At 70.9% G+C, this 19,718-nt stretch carries 18 protein-coding genes; 10 read left to right on the top strand and 8 right to left on the bottom strand.

Annotated elements, in window-relative coordinates; translation table 11 throughout:
• Window positions 1-99: 99 nt before the first annotated feature.
• Genes uvrA through VFX14_09815 form a run of 6 tightly spaced genes read left to right on the top strand, consistent with a single transcriptional unit; the run spans window position 100 to window position 8,263 of the window.
• Window positions 100-2,910, top strand: coding sequence for an excinuclease ABC subunit UvrA (uvrA, locus tag VFX14_09790; GenBank protein ID HEU5189967.1), 2,811 nt, complete (start codon window positions 100-102; stop codon window positions 2,908-2,910).
• On the top strand, window positions 2,907-4,226 hold the full coding sequence (locus tag VFX14_09795) for a LytS/YhcK type 5TM receptor domain-containing protein (GenBank protein HEU5189968.1): 1,320 nt from the start codon (window positions 2,907-2,909) through the stop codon (window positions 4,224-4,226). Before uvrA ends, VFX14_09795 begins: the two co-directional genes overlap by 4 nt.
• Window positions 4,223-5,470 (top strand): MFS transporter, encoded by a 1,248-nt coding sequence (locus VFX14_09800; GenBank protein ID HEU5189969.1) that lies wholly within the window; start codon window positions 4,223-4,225, stop codon window positions 5,468-5,470. Before VFX14_09795 ends, VFX14_09800 begins: the two co-directional genes overlap by 4 nt.
• 43 nt (window positions 5,471-5,513) lie before the next feature.
• On the top strand, window positions 5,514-6,728 hold the full coding sequence (locus tag VFX14_09805; protein HEU5189970.1) for a hypothetical protein: 1,215 nt from the start codon (window positions 5,514-5,516) through the stop codon (window positions 6,726-6,728).
• 13 nt (window positions 6,729-6,741) lie between these two features.
• Window positions 6,742-7,248 carry an OB-fold domain-containing protein gene (locus VFX14_09810; protein HEU5189971.1) on the top strand — a complete coding sequence of 169 codons (507 nt, stop codon included), beginning with the start codon at window positions 6,742-6,744 and terminating at the stop codon, window positions 7,246-7,248.
• Between the two features lie 16 nt (window positions 7,249-7,264).
• Window positions 7,265-8,263: a polysaccharide deacetylase family protein gene (locus VFX14_09815; protein HEU5189972.1), complete on the top strand. Its 999-nt coding sequence runs from the start codon at window positions 7,265-7,267 to the stop codon at window positions 8,261-8,263.
• On the opposite strand, the gene VFX14_09820 is transcribed toward VFX14_09815, so the two are convergent.
• Genes VFX14_09820 through VFX14_09855 form a run of 8 tightly spaced genes read right to left on the bottom strand, consistent with a single transcriptional unit; the run spans window position 8,199 to window position 15,536 of the window.
• Window positions 8,199-9,509, bottom strand: a complete 1,311-nt coding sequence (locus tag VFX14_09820) for a carboxylate--amine ligase (GenBank protein ID HEU5189973.1) — start codon at window positions 9,507-9,509, stop codon at window positions 8,199-8,201. The genes VFX14_09815 and VFX14_09820 overlap by 65 nt on opposite strands.
• Before the next feature lies 1 nt (window position 9,510).
• A complete protein-coding gene (locus VFX14_09825) occupies window positions 9,511-10,308 on the bottom strand; it encodes a hypothetical protein (protein ID HEU5189974.1) in 798 nt (265 codons plus the stop codon).
• 37 nt (window positions 10,309-10,345) lie between these two features.
• Window positions 10,346-10,870, bottom strand: a complete 525-nt coding sequence (locus VFX14_09830; protein HEU5189975.1) for a UGSC family (seleno)protein — start codon at window positions 10,868-10,870, stop codon at window positions 10,346-10,348.
• Entirely contained in the window at window positions 10,863-11,924 is a 1,062-nt protein-coding gene (locus VFX14_09835) for a hypothetical protein (protein ID HEU5189976.1), read from the bottom strand. The genes VFX14_09830 and VFX14_09835 overlap by 8 nt, the downstream gene beginning before the upstream one ends.
• Before the next feature lie 16 nt (window positions 11,925-11,940).
• Window positions 11,941-12,612, bottom strand: a complete 672-nt coding sequence (locus VFX14_09840; protein HEU5189977.1) for a DUF3047 domain-containing protein — start codon at window positions 12,610-12,612, stop codon at window positions 11,941-11,943.
• A gap of 18 nt (window positions 12,613-12,630) precedes the next feature.
• Window positions 12,631-14,040, bottom strand: a complete 1,410-nt coding sequence (locus tag VFX14_09845; GenBank protein ID HEU5189978.1) for a VWA domain-containing protein — start codon at window positions 14,038-14,040, stop codon at window positions 12,631-12,633.
• An 8-nt stretch (window positions 14,041-14,048) separates the two neighbouring features.
• Window positions 14,049-14,603 carry a hypothetical protein gene (locus VFX14_09850; protein ID HEU5189979.1) on the bottom strand — a complete coding sequence of 185 codons (555 nt, stop codon included), beginning with the start codon at window positions 14,601-14,603 and terminating at the stop codon, window positions 14,049-14,051.
• Window positions 14,604-14,615: 12 nt separating this feature from the next.
• Entirely contained in the window at window positions 14,616-15,536 is a 921-nt protein-coding gene (locus VFX14_09855) for a MoxR family ATPase (GenBank protein HEU5189980.1), read from the bottom strand.
• An 88-nt stretch (window positions 15,537-15,624) separates the two neighbouring features.
• Here VFX14_09855 and VFX14_09860 point away from each other — a divergent pair, with 88 nt between their 5' ends.
• The 4 genes from VFX14_09860 to VFX14_09875 all read left to right on the top strand — a co-directional run bounded on the left by VFX14_09860 (window position 15,625) and on the right by VFX14_09875 (window position 19,718).
• Window positions 15,625-16,746 carry a M48 family metalloprotease gene (locus tag VFX14_09860; GenBank protein ID HEU5189981.1) on the top strand — a complete coding sequence of 374 codons (1,122 nt, stop codon included), beginning with the start codon at window positions 15,625-15,627 and terminating at the stop codon, window positions 16,744-16,746.
• 137 nt (window positions 16,747-16,883) lie between these two features.
• Window positions 16,884-18,194, top strand: a complete 1,311-nt coding sequence (locus tag VFX14_09865) for an ATP-binding protein (GenBank protein ID HEU5189982.1) — start codon at window positions 16,884-16,886, stop codon at window positions 18,192-18,194.
• Between the two features lie 42 nt (window positions 18,195-18,236).
• Window positions 18,237-18,440: a hypothetical protein gene (locus VFX14_09870; protein ID HEU5189983.1), complete on the top strand. Its 204-nt coding sequence runs from the start codon at window positions 18,237-18,239 to the stop codon at window positions 18,438-18,440.
• A 105-nt stretch (window positions 18,441-18,545) separates the two neighbouring features.
• Complete coding sequence (locus VFX14_09875; protein ID HEU5189984.1) at window positions 18,546-19,718, top strand: M20 family metallopeptidase; 1,173 nt, start codon at window positions 18,546-18,548, stop codon at window positions 19,716-19,718.

The following is a 19,718-nucleotide window of genomic DNA, read 5'->3' on the forward strand; positions in this document are numbered from 1 at the left end:
TCAAGGCCGGACGCGGCGAGGCCGGCGCGGGCGACGACGCGCGGTTGCTCCCCCCTCGGACCATCCTGTAGACTCAACACCTCAGGAGGACCTGTCCGAATGCCTCAGCCGTCTTGGCTCCGCATCGAGGGAGCCCGGCAGAACAATCTCAAGAACGTCTCGCTCGCCATCCCCCACGACAAGGTCACGGTGATCACGGGGGTGTCAGGATCGGGCAAATCGTCCCTCGCGTTCGACACGCTCTTCGCCGAGGGGCAATGGCGGTACGTGGAATCCCTCTCGACGTACGCCCGCATGTTCCTCGAGCGGGTGGATCGCCCGGACGTCGACCGCATCGAGCACGTGCGGCCCGCCATCGCGCTCGAGCAGAAAAACCCCGTGCGCACCGCCCGGTCCACCGCCGGAACCGCCACCGAGCTCTACGACTACCTCCGGCTGCTGTTCGGCCGCATCGGTCGCGTGCACTGCTCGGAGTGCGGCGAGGAGGCGCGCAGCGACGCCGCGGAAAGCGTGGCCGAAGCGCTCGTGCGCGATCACGCGGGCGCGCGCGCCCTCATCTGCTTCCCGCTCGCCGCGCCCGCCGGGCCCGACCCTCGCGCGATCTACGCCGCCCTCCTGCGCCGAGGCTTCGCCCGGGTGAAGCTGGACGGCGTGCTCCACGAGCTGGCCGACGCGACGGGGCGCCCCGCCGATCTGCCCGCGCCCGCGGCGGGCCAGACCATCCTGGTCGTCCTCGACCGGGTCGCGCTCGGCCGCGAGGCCCGGCGTCGCGTGGCGGAGTCGCTGGAGGCCGCGCTCGCCGAAGGTGAGGGCCGGGCCGAGGTCGACGTACTGGAGCGCGAGGTGATCTCGGTCAGCCGCGAGTATCGCTGCCCGCGCTGCGAGACCCCGCTCACCCGGCCTCAGCCGCTCCTCTTCTCCTTCAACCATCCCCTCGGCGCCTGTCCCGAGTGCAAGGGCTTCGGCAACATCCTCCGCTACGACGAGAACCTGGTCGTGCCCGACCAGACGCGCAGCCTCGCCGACGGCGCGGTCGAGCCCTGGACCCATCCCTCCGGCCGCTGGTACCAGAAGCAGCTCCTCAAGGCGGCGAAGAAGCGCGGGGTCGACGTGACCCAGCCGTACGCGGAGCTGCCCGCCGCCGACCGCGAGTGGGTGTACGCGGGCGCCAACGGCTACACGGGCATCCAGGGCTTCTTCGAGGAAGTGGAGTCGTACCGCTACAAGCTGCACGTGCGCGTCTTCCTCTCCCGCTACCGGAGCCAGTCGCGCTGCCCCCGCTGCGCGGGGACCCGGCTCAAGCCGGAGGCTCTGTCCGTCCGCGTGGGCGGGGCCACCATCGCCGAGCTCTGCGACCGCACCGTCGAGGATCTCGCCGCCTTCGTGGACGGGCTCACCCTCACGCCGTTGGAGGGCGCGGTGGCGCGCGACGTGCTGCGCCTGCTCCGCGCCAAGCTCTCGTTCTTGCTGCGGGTCGGCCTCGGCTACATCGCACTGTCCCGGCAGACGCGCACGCTCTCCGGCGGTGAGGCGCAGCGGATCAACCTTGCCAATCAGCTCGGCGCCCAGCTCGTGGGGACGCTCTACATCCTCGATGAGCCCTCCATCGGGCTCCACGCGCGCGACACCGCGCGGCTGGCCGAGCTGTGCGGCGAGCTCGCCGACGCCGGCAACACCGTGGTGATCGTCGAGCACGACCGCTCGTTCATCCAGTCCGCCGACTACCTGGTCGAGATGGGCCCGGGCTCGGGCGACCGCGGCGGCAACGTGACCTTCGCGGGCACCCAGGCGGAATTCGCGCGCGACCCGCACTCGCTCACCGCGCGGTACCTGACCGGGCGCGACGGGATTCCGCTCCCCCTCACCCGCCGCGAGGGCCGCCGTGCCCTCGTAGTCCGGGGAGCGCGGGCGCACAACCTCCGGGACGTCGTCTTCCGTCTACCGCTCCATACCCTCACGTGCGTCACCGGCGTGTCCGGCTCGGGCAAGTCGACGCTGGTCCACGACACGCTCTACCGGGCCGTCGCCCGCCACTTCAAGGCCGACTTCAAGGCGCCGGGCGAGCACGACGAGGTCCGCGGGCTCGAATACCTCAAGGGCGTGCGCCTGATCGACCAGGAGCCCATCGGCCGCACCCCGCGCTCGAACCCCGTCACCTACGTGAAGGTGTTCGACGAGATCCGCAAGCTGTTCGCCGGCCTGCCGCGCGCGCGCACGCTCGGGCTGACCGCGGGGGCCTTCTCCTTCAACGTGCCCGGGGGGCGCTGCGAGGCCTGCGAGGGCGGCGGCTATCAGAAGCTCGAGATGTACTTCTTCGAGGACGTGTACGTGACGTGCCCCGAGTGCGAGGGACGCCGTTACCGCCCCGACGTGCTGCGCGTGACGTACAAGGGGAAGAACATCAGCCAGGTGCTCGAGCTCACGGTGGACGAGGCGGTGGAGTTCTTCGGGGCGCACACGGTGCTCGCGCGCCGGCTCAAGCTCCTCCAGGAGGTGGGTCTCGGTTATCTACGCCTCGGCCAGCCCGCCACCACACTGTCGGGCGGCGAGGCGCAGCGGCTCAAGATCGCCGCCGAGCTGGGGACGCGGCAGACCGCCGATCATCTGTACGTGCTCGACGAGCCCACCACGGGTCTTCACCTCGACGACGTGAAGAAGCTCCTGCTCGTCCTGAACCGCCTGGTCGACGGTGGCAACACCGTGCTGGTGGTCGAGCATCACCTCGACGTGATCAAGACGGCGGACTGGGTGGTGGACCTCGGACCGGAGGGCGGCGCCGCCGGCGGCGCCATCATCGCGGAAGGTACGCCCGAGCAGGTGGCGCAGGTGGACGGCTCCTACACCGGCAAGTATCTCCGTGAGGCGCTGCCGCGCCCGAACGGGCGGGCCGCCCATGGCCGGACCGGATGAACTTCCACCACCTGCTCGAGGCGGTGGGCATCCTCGCCATCGGGCTTCTCTTCTACTCGTCCGCCTACCCCCGCCTCCTCGGCCCGGCGCGCCGCGAGCGCGGGGCCCGCGCCCTCCTCCACGGCGTGGCCTTCGGCGCCCTCACCGTCGCGATGATGGCCTCACGCATCGAGATCTCGCCGGGCATCTTCGTCGACGCCCGCGTCGTGCCCGTCGCGCTCATCGGCTTCTTCGAGGGCACGCCGGCCGCTCTGATCGCGGCCGCGGTGGGGAGCGTCTATCGCGTCTCGATCGGCGGCTCTGGCACGGGCGCCGGTATCTTCTCGCTCGTGTCGGTCGCCACCGCCGCCGGACTCATCCGGGAGTGGGCGCGCCGCGAGGGCGGGCCGCGCACGCGCCACGCCCTCGCCCTCGCCGGCGCCACGTACGCCTTGACCGTGCTCGGCTTCGCCCTCATCGGACGCCGGGGCCTCGAGCTGTTCAGCGACATGTGGCTGGCCTACCTGGTGACGTGCCTCGTCGGTGTCGCGCTGATGGCGCGCCTGTTCGACGACGTCCCCGAGCAGTTCCGGCTGAGCGCCGAGCGCGCGCGCTTCCGCGCCGTCCTCGATGAGGCCACCGACGCCATCCGCATCATCGACTGCGGCACCCAGCGCATCGTGGACGTCAACCGCGCCGACTGCACGCTCTCCGGCCTCACCCGCGATGAGCTCGTGGGGCGCGACCGGCGGGACTTCTGGCCGGAGGATCCCGAGCGGCGACGGCTCCAGGAGTCGGCGTTCGCGGAGACCTATGCGACCGGATTCACCCAGACGCTCGGCTCCCCGTTCCGGACGGGCGGGGGCGAGACGATACCCGTGGACACCACCCGCCACGTGGTGCGCTTCCACGATCGCCGCTACGAGATCATCATCTGGCGCCCGGCGCGCGAGCGGATGGCAGCGGAGGCGGCCGCACGGGAGACATCCGACCTGCGGGCGGCCACCCTCGTCGCGCGCGCCGCCGCCCACGAGATCAACAATCCGCTGGCGGTGATCCTCGGCTATCTCCAGCTGCTCGAGGGCCGGTGGCCGCCCGACAGTCGGGAGGCGAAGTGGCACGTGCAGATGGTCGAGGCGGGAGGGCGGATCCGCGACGCGGTGGGACGGCTCAACCGCCTCATCAAGGTCGAGGCACGGCCCACCGCGGGTGAGTCGCCCGCCATGCTCGACTCGGTGAAGTCGAGCCAGCCGGGCGGGACGCCCGCTGCCGCGTCCCCCGCGCCCGCTCCCGCGGCGTCCCCGGCGCCGCCGCCCGCCATCGCACCCGACCGTTGAGCGCGCGCCTCTACCACGGCTGGATCATCGTCGGCGGCGCCTTCGTCGTCCTGCTGCTCGCCTACGGCACCCAGTACGCGTTCGGCGTGTTCTTCGCCGCCCTCCTCGCGGAGTTCCACTGGAGCCGCGCCAGCCTCTCCGGCGCGTTCTCCCTCTACACCCTCGTGTACAGCGCGTTCGGTCTGGTCGCCGGCCGTCTGACGGACCGCTGGGGTCCACGGATCGTCATCGCGACCGGCGGCGTGCTCCTCGGCGCCGGCCTCGCCGGCATGAGCGCGGTCACCGCGCTCTGGCAGCCCTACGTGCTCTACGGAACGGTGGCCGCTCTGGGCATGTCCACCGCGTACGTGCCCTGCAACGCCACCGTCGTCCGGTGGTTCGTCCGCCGACGGGGTCTGGCGGTGGGCGTCGCCTCCGCGGGCGGGAGCGTCGGCACCTTCGTGCTCCCGCCGGTGGCGCATTGGCTGGTGAGCGCGCTCGGCTGGCGCCGCGCCTATCTCGTCTTCGGCGCCGCGATCTTTCTCGCCCTCGCCGGCGTGGCCGGCGTGATGCGGCGCGATCCCGAGTCGCTCGGCCTCCATCCCGACGGAGCCGCCCCCGTCACGCCGGCCGGCTCGCTCGGCGGCTGGACGGCGCGCGAGGCGGTGGGCCTTCGCGAGTTCTGGATGCTTTTCTCGGTCTTCGGCCTCACCTGGACGGCCATCTTCATTCCCCTCGTCCACCTGGTCCCGCTCGCCCGCGACCTCGGCATCGAGCCCCTGCGCGCGGCGACCCTCGTCTCCGCGCTCGGCATCGCCGCGGTGGCGGGCCGGCTCGTCATGGGCTGGCTTTCCGATCGGGTCGGCCGTCGCGCCATTCTCGCCGTCGCGCTCGCGGCGCAGGCCGTATCCTTCCTGGCGCTCGGCCGGGCGGCCACGCTGCCGGCGCTCGCCGGCGCCACGCTGCTCTTCGGCTTCTCGTACGGGACGGTGTCCGTGATCTTTCCCGCGATGGTGGCGGACTTCTTCGGACGCGCCCATGCCGGCTCGCTCGTCGGCTTGATCTTCGGGCTTGCCGGGCCCACCGCCGCGCTCGGCCCCGTGGGCGCGGGATGGATCTACGACCGCCTGGGCAGCTATGCGTTGGCCTGCTGGATCAGCGCCGCGGTCAACCTCGCCGCCCTCGCCCTGCTCGCTTTCGTGCGGGCACCCCGCGCGCGGGCGGCGCCTTCCCCCTTGATTGACCGGGCGGCGGTGGCCCGCTAGACTGGCCCGGCCGCCGCGGAGCCGCGGCGCCAAGGAGATGCGCATGGCGGGACTCAAGGACCGGTACTGCATCGTCGGCGTGGGTGAGACCGAGTACAGCCGCCAGTCGAACCGCAGCACGCGGGCGATGGCGGTGGAAGCCATCCGCAAGGCGATGGACGACGCGGGGCTCAGCGGTGCCCAGGTCGACGGGATGATGTCGTACCAGAGCGGGGACTCCATCGTCTCGAGCTGGGTCTCCGGCGATCTCGGCATGCGGCTCAACTTCTACATGGACGTGTTCGGCGGCGGCTCGTCCACCGAGGCCCTGGTCGGGCTCGCCATCGGCGCCATCGAGGCGGGGATGTGCAACACGGTGGCGCTCTTTCGCTCGATGAACGGGTACTCCGACTTCCGCATCGGCGGGACGGGCGCGCGCGCGGCTCAGCCCGTGCGGGGGATGGATCTCGCCCAGGTGCCCTTCGGCATGCGGAGCGCGGGCCAGAACTTCGCCCCCTCCTTCATGCGCCACATGTACGAGTACGGCACCACCTCCGAGCAGGTGGCGGCGGTGCGGGTCGCCCACAGCAAGCACGCCTCGCAGAATCCCAAGGCCTTCTTGAAGGACCGGGTCACGGTGGCCGACGTCGTGGGCTCGCGCTGGATCGTGAAGCCGCTCCACCTCCTCGACTGCTGCCTCGAGACCGACAACGCCACCGCGATGATCGTGACGTCCGCCGAGCGCGCGCGCGATCTCCGGCGCAAGCCGATCTACATCATGGGCGTGGCGGGCCGGGTCAACAAGCCGCGCACCGACTTCCACTGGGCGCACGGCCCCATCAGCCGCGTGGCCGGGTACTACGCCAAGGACATCGTCTTCGGCCAGGCCGGCATCGGACCGGACGACGTGGATGTCACCGGCTCCTACGACGCGTTCACCTTCACCACGATGCTGCAGCTCGAGGAGTACGGCTTCTGCAAGAAGGGCGAGGGCGGCGCGTACGTGTCCAGCGGCATCATCGAGCTCGGGGGCAAGCGCCCCAACAACACCTCCGGTGGCCATCTCTGCGAGGGCTACACCCACGGCATGAGCATGGTGATCGAAAATGTGCGCCAGCTGCGGGGCACCGTCGACGACTCTTGCCCCGGCGCCGCCGAGGGCAAGCACTCCTACGACTACTCGACCGGGCGCTGCCGGCAGGTCAAGGATCCCCGGATCACGATGAACCTCGGATGGGCGATGCCGCCGACCGGCTCGGCCCTGATCCTCCACAACTGAGCGGGAGCGCGCGATGCCCAGCATCGAATACCGCGGCATGAACCTGGTGATCCCAGAGAACGACTCGGAGTGGCGCGAGCATTTCAAGCTCGCGCGCCAGCGCCACAAGCTGACCCTCCGCAAGTGCGCCAAGTGCGGGCTGCTCCGGTACCCGCCCAGCCACGGCTGCCCCTGGTGTCCGTCGCAGGAGTGGACCTGGCAGGAGGTGTCGGGCGGAGGGCACATCTACTCCTACGAGATCGTGCACCATGCGATCCAGCCCGGCTTCAAGGACTGGACGCCCTATGCCGTCGTGCTGGTCGAGCTGGACGAGCAGCGCGGCAAGCCCACCGCCGACGAGGCCCTGCGCATCATCGGCAATCTCGTCACCGCGGAGTTCCGGCCCGAGCCCGAGGGCAACGTGGCCATCGGGAAGCGGGTGAAGGCCGTGTTCAACGACCTCTCGAACGACTTCGCGCTGCCGCAGTTCGCCCTCACCGACGAGCCGCCGGTGGGGCGGGTCTGGCGCTTCCCCGGCTAGAGCGCCCGCGGACCTCGTGGTCCAGGTCTTCCTCACCGTGGACAGCGAGGTCTGGCCGGCGACGCCGGCGGCCTTCGTCACGCCCGGCGCGCCTTTCGACCTCGCGCCCGCCGTCTCCGCGTACTTCGACGGCCACACGCGCTCGGGCGACTTCGGCGTCCCGTTCCAGCTCGACCTCCTGAGGGAGCACGGGCTCCGGGCCACGTTCTTCGTAGAGCCCCTCTTCAGTCTGCTCGCGGGCGGGCGCGACGCGCTCGCGCGCATGGTAACGCTGATCCAGTCGGCGGGGCAGGACGTGCAGGTACACGCCCACACGGAATGGCTGAGCCTCGTCGCGGAGCCGGGGCTCCCGCGCGCCGGGCACTCGGTGGTGCGGCGCTATCCCGAGGCCGAGCAGGCCGCGATCATCAGGCGCGCCTCCGCGCTCCTGCGCGAAGCGGGCGCCACGCGGCTCCGCGCGTTCCGCGCGGGCGGCTACGGCGCCGACCTGGCGACGCTGCGCGCCCTCGCCTCGTGCGGCGTCGCGATGGACACGAGCCTCAACGTGCCGTATCTGGGCGGACCCTGCGACATCCGCACGGAGGGGCCGGCGCTCCAGCCCTTCGACCTCGGGGGGACGCTCGAGGTGCCCATCACCTACTTCGAGGACTGGCCGGGCCACCACCGGCCGCTGCAGCTCGGCGCCTGCTCGTCGTGGGAGATCGAGGCCGCGCTTTGGGGCGCCGCGCGTGCGGACTGGCGCGCCGCCGTGCTCGTGTTCCATTCGGTGGAGCTGCTCAAGCGCGTGCCCGACATGGCGCTGACGGGCGTCACCCGCCCCGAGCGCGTGGTGGTGCGGCGCTTCGAGCGCCTCTGCCGCTTCCTCGCACGCCATCGCGACACCTTCGCGACGGCGACATTCGGGTCGGTGGACGAGAGCGGCCTGCGTGGCCCGCAGCCGCGCGCCGGGCTTAGGTCCCACGTGGGCCGGACGGCGTGGCGCTACGCGGAGCAGCTCGCCTCGCGCCTCGGCTGAGCGCGCCGCGGAGTCGCGCGAGCAGCCCGCGCAGGGCCTTGCGCAGGACCCCCGCCAGATCCGCGAGGGCGGGCAGTGGGTCACGCCATCGGAACACGAAGTAGCGCGTGCGCGGGCGCAAGAAGTCCACCACGTAGTCGAAGAGCTCGCGCGCCCGCGACAGGCGGAGCTCGCGGTTTTGCACCGCTCCGGAGTCGAAGAGCACGGTAAAGAGGCGCCGCGTGTCCGGGATCACGAAGCGGCAGCGGAGATGGCCGCGATAGGGGACGGGCCGGGGTACCCGGCCTAGGCCCAGCACACTGTAGGTGTACCAGCCGAACGGCGCGCCGGCGTGATAGGCCAGGGGCTGGCTTCCCCAGAAGCGTCCGTTCACCTCCATGAAGGCGGAGCGGCCGGTCGCGGGGTCGTGGCGGTACTCGACCATCGCCGCGCCCTCCCACTCGAGCCGGCGCAGCAGGGTCACGGAGCGATCGAAGAGCTCGGCGTGGGCGTCCAGCGGCACGCTGATGCAGTAGGTCGAGGTGCCGCCCTCCGGCGGCCACTCGCGCAGCCGACGATGCTGGAAGCGCAGGACCGGCTCGCCGCGATGCATGAACACCATCTGCCCGAGGCCGATGCCCGGGCAGAACTCCTGCACGAGGGGAAAGTGGCCGATCGGCGCGTAGCGGACCATGGCGCGGCGCAGCGCGCTCCCGTCGTAGCAGTACTCGGCCTTCTGGAGCGCGACCGCGGCCGCGCGGAGCAGCGGGCTCACCGCCACCGGATCACTCCACTTGAGGACGACGGGATAGCGCGTCGCGGCCGCTACCCGCTCCACGTCCTCCAGGCTAGCGGGCTGCCACGTCTCGGGCACCGTGAGGCCCGCCGCGCGCGCGGCGTCGCAGGCCACGCCCTTGTCGAGTACGCGCGCCATACGCGCCGCGTCGGGAATCAGCGGGCGCAAGTCGCCCAGAGTGGCCCGCTCGCGGTTGAGCCAGAGGATGTCGCGCTCCGAGATCGTCATGAGGAAGCGCGCGCCGTGCGCGGCGGCGATCTCGCGGATGAGGGCGAGCGTCTCCGCCTCCCCCCCCGACGTCACCCAGCCGCGGCGGAGAAAGCGGGAGCGGAGCCCTACGCCGTCGGGGCTGCGCGCGATGCCGTAGACGGCGACGCCCCGCTCGCCGAGCTCACGGAGCACGGTGAGCCCGATCGGGGTGTCGATGCCGAGGAGCACGACCGGCGGGGTCGCGGGCGCCCCGTCGGCCACGTCAGCCGCCCTCGAGGGTCCGGCTGAGCGCCCGGCGAATGACCTTGGGCAGCTTGATCCCGCGCCCGCGCAGCCACCGGTTGGCGACGTGCGCGGCGTCCATGGCGTGGATGCGCGCTCGCGCGACGCCTCGCGCGACGGCGCCCACATCGCGCATGCGCCGCTCGCCGTCATAGAAGTCCACGCGCCCCCGGGCCAGCGCGCCGAGCACGAAATCGCCGGTGAGGGGCCCGGCCTCGGTGAGGCGCATGTGAATGGGCGCCAGCTGATCGGGCTGATGGAAGTCCATGCCCACGACCGGCACCACCTCGGGGCGCGACCGGCGCACGCGGGCGAGCAGGCGCTCGCTCTGCGGCCGGAAGTAGAAGCGCCCGTCGTGTTTGGTGTTGAGGATCTCCACCGCGTCGCACTGGCGCACCACCCAGTCGGGATAGCGATAGCCGGCCTTGATGGGATGTGAGAGCACGCAGAGGCGCGCGTGCGGGCGCAGCGAATCGAAGATGGTTCGGTTGTCGCGGAAGTCGACGGTGGCGGTCGAGAGTCCCAGGAAGTAGATCGTGAAGCAGTCCATCTCGATGCCGGGAATAAAGAGGAACTCGCCGTCCGAATGGGCGCGGCAGTCGGCGATGATCGCGTCGATGTCGGGCTGGGTCAGCTCCTCGATGTGCTCGGTCATGCAGGCGAAATCGAGGCCGGCGCCCCGGAAGGTGCGCCGCAGCTCCGCGTAGGTGAGCGCGCCGTCGAAGGAGCGCGTGGAGTGCGCGTGCGCGAGTCCGCGAAGCCGTCGCGTGCCGTCCACCTCGCCAGTATAGCGTAGGGACGCGCGTGAGCCGCGCTCACCCCCGGGTCAGCCGCGCCACGATCGCGTCGAAGGCCTTGTCGGCGAGGGCGCGGACCTCGTCGCGGGTCAGGGGCTGGATGGGATGCGGCACCGCGATGGTCGGATACTCGCTCACGCCCAGCGCGGCCGCCTGCGCCCGCGCCGCCCGCTGGAACTCCGTGGAGATGACGGTGGCGGTCGGAATGCCGTTGTCTTCGAAGAACACGCCGTCGTGCACACTGCACGTTGTGCAGGACCCTCAGTCGGCGAGCCCCTCGACGAGGACCTCCGTCTCCTTGAGGATGAGCGCCCGCAGGTCCTCGGGGGCCGGGCGGGCGAACGTCGGCTTCTTGCGCCGGAGGATCTCCTTGGGGCGATGGCGCTCGCGCAAGAGCTCCTCGATGCGGTCGAGCAGGTGGTCGCCCTTGGCCTTGGAGATGTCGAGGAGAGTGATCACCTTCCCGTCGAGGCTGGCCGGGCGGGGGGCGGTGCGCCGGGGCACGGCGACCGAGTCAGTCGGGTCCAGGAACTCTTCACTCATGACATCCTCCATGGCTGGCCAAGTCGATCCGCTTCGTTACCATGCGCGACATCTTGGGGAATGTCCAGCCCGCCACCACCGCGGTGAAGCGTCCGGCGGTGCCGCCCGCCACCATGAGCTTGAAGTTCCCAGGCTCGCGCACCTTGGCGATCAGCGTGGTGTCGGTGGCGGGATGCGCGAACTTCTTCAGCACGTGCGCGGGCAGGCCCTCCCCGCCGTTGACACCAGGGATGAGGTCCTTCACGGGCTTGCGCAGGCGCTCCCAGAGAAACGCGCTGATCCTCTCCGGGTCCCAGCCGTCCGCGGCGAGGAGGCGGGCGTGCTCGGGCGACACCACCAACAGCGTGTCCCCGTGATGCGTGGACTTGTGATGTGACATCACCGCGATGGTGTGGACCAACGTGATCAACAGGTCCTCACCGCGGTGGCTCTGGTGGTCGTACGTCACCTGGGGGGCGTAGGCCGCGAAGGCGGACACCGTGCTCTCGCCCGCGGCAAAGCCCTGGCGCACCGAGAGCGGCGGCCACGGGCTCTCTTCCTCGCGCTCGGCGATGCAGTAGGTGAAGTAGCCGGGATGCGCCATCGTCGACATCGTGATGCCGCCGGCGACGGCGCCGCCCAGGTTGCGGACGATGAGGCGGAGGGCCCGACCGATGGTGGCGTTGGCGCGGTACCCCGGCCCGAAGACGCCCGCGCCCGCGTTCATCTCCAGGCGCGTCCGCACGGGGCCGTTCACGATGAAGAGCGGGGCCGCGCTGTTGGTCGTGGCGGACACCCCGTGCAGGTCGAAGGCGTCGTCGCACATCGCCTCCACTCCCGCGATCACCACCGGCATGTATTCGGGCCGGCAGCCGGCCATCACCGCGTTCACCGCGATCTTCTCCACGGTGGCGCGGCCGAAGTTGGGCGGCACCAGGGCGACGAGCGCGTCGCCGGCGCGCCCGGAGGCGGCCACCGCCGCAACCACCCGCTCGCGGGTAGGCGGCACGACCGGCAAGCCATCGGTGACGCCCCGCGCGTAGAGAATGTCGAAGGGATCGCCGGCGGGATCCACGCTGGGTCCGATCAGGTCAGGACTTGCAGGCGCGGAAGGCCGCGTAGTCGCCCGCGGCGCGGCTCTTGGTATCGTCCGAATCGGTCAGCACCGCGATGCCCCCGGGCTTGGGTAGCTCGTCCTCCTTGAAGCGTGCGCGGAAGTCCTCGGCCACGTTGGCGCGCGCTTCCACCCACTCGCCCTTGTTGGCGTCGCCGCTGCGGAGCACGCGCGCCTGGGTGAGGCCCGCACTCGACGTGAGCGGCGTCCCCACCGGCACCACCCGGCTCCAGATATACTTGAGCGCCTTCACGGACACGGAGCTGTGGGGCCACACCGCATACACGGAGAGCGCGCTGTCGTTGGTCTTGCTCTGGCGCTCGTCGGAGCCCTTCGGATGCTCCTGGAGGCGCCAGGACCACGCGAGCACCGGGTACTGGGCCACGTCCCACGCCTGCTCCTTCGCCGCCTGGATGCCCAGGCCCTCGGAGATCGCCCGCAGGAATCGGCGGCCGTTCTCCTCGCGCACCGTGTACGCCGCGCGTCCCGCATCCTTGCGCGGCTTCCAGTCCGTGGGGAACTCCCCCACCTTGGCGCGGGAGAAGTCCTCGAGCACGATGCAGTCCTCCGCGCGCGCGGTGGACGCGGTGAGCAGGAGGACAGGGGCGGCGAGCAGCAGCACGAGGGCGGGGGGGACGAGCGTTCGCATGCGCTCCAGCATGCCTGGCTATCGGCCGCGGCGCCACCACTGGTGGACGAGCTGGTCCACCACCTGGACGAGCTGGGCCACCGTCCGGCACTCCTTCACGATGTCGCAGGAGGGCGCGTAGAGAGGCATCACGCTGTCGCCGATGCCCCAGCCCCATTGCCCCTCAGGGTTCAGCCAGATGATGCCCTTGACCCGCTCGCGGATGAGGCGGATGGCCCATGCCTGCGGGTCGTTGTAGTTGTTGCGCGCGTCGCCCAGGACCAGCACCGTCGTCTTGCGGTCCAGGGTGTCCAGCTCGGTCCGCACGAAGCGATTGAAGGCGTAGCCGAAGTCGGAGCGGCAGTGGTAGTCCACCGGCGAGCCCTTGAGCGCCCACTCGATGGCCCGGTCCACCGGATAGGTATTGAAAGCCTGCGTCACCTCGGCGATCTCCGACACGAAGACGTAGGACCGCACGCGGGAGAAGCACTCCTGCAGGCTCCACACGAGCTGGAGCATGAAGCGCGAGGCGTTCCGCACCGAATCCGACACGTCGCAGAGGGTGACCAGCTTGGGCTTCTCGCGGTGGCGCCGGCGGTAGCGCACCTCCATCGGCACGCCCCCATACTGCAAGCTCTGTCGAATGGTCCGGCGCGAGTCCAGACGCCCCTTCTCCTCCTGGCGCTGGCGCAGGGCGAGCGCGTCCTTGATCTTGCGAGCGAGGCGCGCCACCACCGCCTTCATCTGCGCGACCTCGTCGGGCGACAGCGCGAAGAGCGGCTTGTCGGTGAGGACCTCGCGGGTGAGCTTCTCGCCCTCGCGGAAGGCGCGGCGCTCGAGCTCGCGCTCCACGTGCTGGCGGATCATGCGCCGGAAGGCCTCGAGGCGGAGGTCGAGGTAGTTGCGGATCCGCGCGAGCTGCCCAGGATCGAGCCCCTGGGCCTCCAGCATCTGCATGATGCGGGAGAGGTCCCGCTCGATCGCCTCCCAGTCGAACTTGTCGTAGATCCGGCGCGAGAAGTAGCCGATCTGGAGGAAGTACATCAGCCTCTCGAGCCCGGCCCCCTGCCCCTGGCCGCGGATCGCCATCTCCATCTCGGCGCCCTCGCCCTGGAGCATCAGCTCGGTCATCTCGTCCAGGTTGAGGCCGTCCTCCGCCATGAGCTGGTCGAGGAGGTCCCGCATCTTCGGATCCTCGGGCCCCAGCGCCTTCTTGAGGCCCGCCCCCAGGGCCTCGAGGTCGAGGAAGTAGAGGTCGAAGATGCGGTCGAAGGTCGGAAGATCGCGCGCCTCCTTGACGAGCGTGGCGGCCAGCGCCGACTTGAAGGTCTCGCGCGTCTCCACGCCGATCTCGGTGGCCGCGGACAGGGAGTCCAGCGCCTCGCTGGTGGAGATGCGCAGCTCCGCCCGCCGCAGGTCCGAGATGAACTCCAGAATTCTCTTCTCCATGCCGGGTCCTATCGCGCGAACGTCACGTAGGACGACTTGAAGACGTCCTCGTTGCCGTCGCGGGTGATCGGAAAGAGGCGGCCGTCCTCCAGACGGAGCAGCCCGTGGAAGGAGCCGCGGCAGATGAAGTGCGCCTGCTTGAGCTTCCAGCCGAGCGCGCCGGCGGGGGTCTCCTCGTCCTGCTCCACCGCGCGCGTGACGTCGGGCACGTCGCCCACGAGGTGCAGCACGCGCACCGGGCCCTCCGCGCACCGGAGCCCCAGCACCACCTTGTAGGCGAGGCCCTGACGGAAGGTCTCCACCGTCATCTCGCCGGGGTGGAGGAGGTGCGGCACCGCCTCGGGCATGACCGTCCGGAAGAAGTCCCGGGGCGTCGGGTGAACGTAGTAGAAGTGCCAGCGCCCGGCCGCGGAGATCCAGAGCTTGGTGTACTCACCGAGGGCGCCGGAGATGCAGCGGCCGCCCTCGATCAGGACCGGTCCCGAGGGCCCGAGCTCGGGCAGCCGGATGCGGGGACTGGGAAACCACAGCTCCCGGAACTCGGTCAGGGTTCCCCAGTCCATCGGATGTCCCGCTTACTGCGCGGGGACTTCGGCGAGGACCTTGTCGAGGGCGCCGCGCACCCGCTCGAGGTCCTTCTCGTGCTTCACGAGCATGGTGAGCGTGGACTCGACGAGCTCGCGGTCGAGCGCGTCCGCATTGAGGATCACCAGTGACCGCGCCCAGTCCAGGCTCTCCGACACCGAGGGGGCCTTGCGTAGCTCGAGGCCGCGGATCTTGTTGACCACGCCCACCACCGCCTGGGCCAGGCGCTCGGGAATCTCCGGCACCTTGAGGCGGATGATCGACAGCTCCTCGTCCGGCGGCGGGAAGTCGATGAAGAGGTGGAGACACCGCCGCTTGAGGCCGTCCGAGAGCTCGCGCGCGTTGTTCGAGGTGAGGACGACGAGGGGAATGTTCGTGGCCTTGATGGTTCCGAGCTCCGGCACCGAGACCTGGAAGTCGGAGAGGACCTCGAGGAGGAACGCCTCGAATTCCGGCTCCGCCTTGTCGATCTCGTCGACGAGCAGCACCACCGGGTCGGGCGACTCGATGGCCTGGAGCAGCGGCCGCGGGGAGAGGAAGCGGTGCGAGAAGAACGCGTCGTCCTGCCCCGAGATCTTGGCGACCGCATCCGGCAGGGACGGCGCATCTGCGATCAGCTCGCCGATGCGCTCGCGGAGGAGCTGGGTGTAGAGCAGCTGCTTCGCGTACTTCCACTCGTAGAGCGCCTTGCCCTCGTCCAGCCCTTCGTAGCACTGGAGACGAATGAGCCGGCGGCTCGCGATGTCGGCGAGCGTCTTGGCCAGCTCGGTCTTGCCGACCCCGGCCGGCCCCTCGACGAGGACGGGACGTCCCATCCGCGCGGCGAGGAAGACCACGGTGGAGATGCGGCGGTTGGCGATGTAGCCAGCGCGCTTGAAGCGCTGCTGGACCTCCTCGACCGACTGAAACATGGCGTCTCCTTGGAATGAATTGGCGTTCATCCTAGCATTCCGCCCCCGGTTTGGCGAGCGGCGCCGGCAGTGGGAGACTGACGTTGCGATGACGCCCACCGCCGACGCGACGCGCGCGCGCCGCTACCATCGTCTGCGCTTCGCCCTCGGCCTGCTCGGGCTGCTGCTCGCCATCGCATACCTCACCACGCTGCTCTGGACCGGGGCCTCCGTGCGGTTCGCCGCCGCGGCGGCGGCGTGGACGTCGAGGCCGTGGCTGCAACTGATCCTCGTGCTCGGCGCGGTCGCGCTCGGCTGGCGGCTCCTCACGCTGCCGCTCACGTGGCTCGGCGGCTACTGGCTGCCCCGTCGCTATGGCCTGCTCCATCAGCCGTTCTCGCGCTGGCTCTGGGACGGCGCCAAGGCCGCCGCGATCGGCGGCGCGCTGTCGCTGGCCGGGGCCGAGCTGGCCTACTCGCTCCTGCGGCTCACGCCCTGGTGGTGGCTGCTGAGCGCGGTGGCCTTCTTCGGCGTCACCGTGCTGCTCACGCTGGTGGCGCCGGTGTGGCTGCTGCCGCTCTTCTATCGCCTCGTGCCGCTCGCCGAGGGTCCGCTGCGCGCGCGCCTGGTCGCGCTCGCCGCGCGCGCCGGCGTACCGGTGCTCGGCGTCTGGGTGGGCGATCAGTCGCGGAAGAGCCGGACCGCCAACGCCGCGGTGACGGGGCTGGGGCGGACGCGGCGGATCATTCTTTTCGACACCCTGCTGAGCGAGTTCACCGAGGACGAGGTGGAGGCCGTGCTCGCCCACGAGCTGGCGCATCACGCCCACGCCGACATGTGGCGCGGGCTCGCGGCGCACGGCGCGCTGACCGTGGCGACGTTCTGGGTCGCTGACCGGCTCCTGACCGCCGGGGCGGCTCGGCTCGGGCTGGCAGGGCCGGCGGACCTGGGTGGCGCGCCGCTGGTCGGCCTCATCGTCCTGGGCGCCGGGCTCGTCGCGCTGCCTCTGACGAACGGGTGGTCACGACGGCTGGAGCGCCAGGCCGACGACTTCGCGGTGCGGGTGCTCGGCCGGCCGGACGCCTTCATCGCGGCCATGGAACGGCTGGCACGGCTGAATCTGGCCGAGCGGAGCCCCCATCCGCTGAAGGAGACGCTTCTCTACTCGCACCCCGCGATCGACCGCCGGATCGCCCGCGCCCGGTGGCTGGCCACGCGGTCGGCGGGCTGACAGTGTCCTGGGCAACTCGTTCTCCGGGCGACGGATATAACTGAGTGGGTCCCAGAAAGTCACGTTTAAACAGCTACTTATATTCGACGCGCTGTGGCACCCCTCTTGCTCGCCCCATGCGGCAGAGGGCGATCACGATGCCCATCAACGGGACCACGATGCCGAACGCCAAGCCCCCGGCGCCTACCACCGCAGTCGTTCGGCACCTTCGGGTGCTTCGCATCGTCAGCGAAGCCGTCAGCCGCTCGCTCGATCTCGAGGAGGTGCTCGACCGATCCCTGGATGCGCTCACCCAGGTCACGGGTCACGAGATCTCGAGCCTCCACCTCGTGTCGCCCGACGGCGAGACGCTCCTCCTCCGCGGCGAGCGCGGCATGTCCGCGCGCCTGCGCGAGGTCAATCTCGTCCTGCCGCTGGGCGTGGGGCTGATCGGCAGCGTCGCGCAGTCCGGCCAGCCGCGCCGCGTGGATGATGTCGGGCGGGCGCGCGACCTCCTGCCCGCCGCCCGCGCCGCGGTGACCGCCGACGGCATCCGCGCCTTCGTCTGCGTGCCCATTCGCGCCCGCCAGCGCCTGCTCGGCACGCTCTCGCTGGGGCGGTCGGCGGGGAGCCGGTTCACCGACGCGGAGCTCTCGCTGCTCGAGTGCGTGGCGGACCAGATCGGCCTCGCCCTCGACAACGCCCGTCTGTACACCGAGACGCGGCATCAGCTCACCGAGCTCGAGCGCACCCGCACCGCGGCGGTGCGCGCCGAGCGCATCTCCGCGATCGACGGGCTCGCCGCCGGGGTGGCCCACGAGATCAACAACCCGCTCACAATCATCCTGGGCCAGATCCACGTGATGCTGCAGGGCGACCCGGACGAGGAGCTCCAGAGCCAGCTCCACGTGATCGACGGGGCGGCCCGCCGCGCGGCCAAGATCGTGAAGGACCTCCGCTCGTTCGCCGAACCCGCACCCGCGCAGCGCGCGCCGGTCTCGGTGAGCGCCCTCATTCGCCAGGTCGTCGACGCCAACGCCTCGCGGCTTCGCGCCGATCACGTGGAGTGGCAGACCGCGCTGGAGGAGGTACCCGCGATCTGGGCGGACGGCGCACAGCTCGGCCAGGTCCTCCAGAGCCTCGTGGACAATGCCCGCTTTGCGATGGCCTCGGCGCACGAGGGCGGCATGCTCACGATCCGGCTCATGCCGGTCTCCTCGGGCGTCCGCATCGAGGTCGCCGACGACGGCCCCGGCATCCAGCCCAATCACCTGCCCCGGATCTTCAATCCCTTCTTCACGACCAAGGGGCCGGATCAGGGGCGCGGGCTCGGCCTTGCGGTGGCCCACGGCATCATCAAGGAGCACGGGGGCCGGCTCTGGGCCGAGAACGCCGAATCGGGCGGCGCGGTCCTGGTGATCGAGCTGCCCGTGAGCCTGCGGCGCGCCGAGCGCCCGTCCGCCGCCTAGCCGCGTCCGGGTTCCCGCGCGCGTGTGCTAGGCTGTGGCGTCATGCCACCGCGGCTCCGCATCCTCGTCCTTCTCCTCGCGCTCGTGAGCGTCGTCGCGGGCTGCTCGTCCGCGCCCTCGAGCGGCAGTAGCAGCTCGGGCGGCGTGCGCTGCCTCGATCGCGGCTCCGGTGGCCAAGGGTCCATCCGCGCCTCCGAGGAGCCGGACCGGCCGCTCTTCTTCCTGTTCTGCGTCCAGTCGCCCTGAGCGCCACGCCGCCCCGCGGTTGAGCGCGCTGGGCTCCCATGCTAGGCTCGCCTCCGTGCCGGGCGGCCGTGCCCCGCATCCATTCCTGATCGCCTCGGAGGCATCATGAGCGACGCCAAGGATTCCATCGTCCAGGCCGTGGACCGTCTCGGTGACGAGCTCGAGGCCCTGTCCCGCCGCATCCACGATCACCCCGAGCTGGGCTATCAGGAGAAGCAGGCGGCGGGCTGGCTGACCGAGTTCCTGGGCGCCAAGGGCTTCAAGGTGGAAACGCGCGTGGGCGGCGTCGAGACGGCCTTCCGCGCCACCATCGACACCGGCGAGGGCCCCACGATCGCGATCATGTGCGAGTACGACGCGCTCCCGGGCATCGGGCATGCGTGCGGGCACAACGTGATTGCCGCGTCGGGCGCCGGCGCGGGCGCCGCGCTGGCCCTCGCCCGGGGCGTGTTGCCCAAGGGGCGCGTGCAGGTCATCGGGACTCCCGCCGAGGAGGGCGGCGGCGGGAAGTGCCGCCTGATCAAGGCCGGCGTGTTCAAGGACGTGGACGCAGCCATGATGATCCACGGCTTCGACCGCACCATCCTCCACCAGGACCTCCTCGGCATCGTGCGGGGCACGTTCGAGTTCACCGGCAAGGCGTCACACGCCTCCGCCGACCCGTGGGAGGGCGTGAACGCCCTCGACGCCGTCATCGCGACCTTCAACGCGGTGTCGATGATGCGGCAGCAGGTGCGGCCGGACTGCCGCATCCACGGCATCATCACCAACGGCGGCGCCGCCGCGAACATCATCCCCGAGTACGCCTCCGCCGTCTTCTACGTCCGGGCGCCGCGTGTCGACGTGATGTGGGACCTCTACAAGCGCGTGGAGGCGTGCGCGCAAGGCGCAGCCAAGGCCACCGGCTGCACGCTCAAGGCCACCCAGAACGCCGACAACGTGTACGAGCCTCTCAAGCGCAACCAGACCCTCCTCGACCTCTTCGCCGCCAACATGAAGACGGCCGGGCTCGAGGAAGGCCCGCCCGTGCTCGACCGTCTCGGCTCGTCCGACGTCGGCAACGTGAGCCAGGTGATCCCGTGCATCCAGCCCATGGTGGGCATCGCGCCGCTCGGCACCGCCATCCACACGCGGGAGTTCGAGGCCGCCGCGGTGAAGCCGCTGGCCCGCGCGGGCCTGCTCGCCGCCGCCAAGACCATGGCCCTGACCACCTTCGACCTCCTCGCCGATCCCGCGCGCGTGCGCGCGGCAAAGGACGAGTTCGCGCGGAGCCGCTAG

The organism is Candidatus Methylomirabilota bacterium (assembly GCA_035764725.1).
Lineage (GTDB): Bacteria > Methylomirabilota > Methylomirabilia > Rokubacteriales > CSP1-6 > DASRWT01.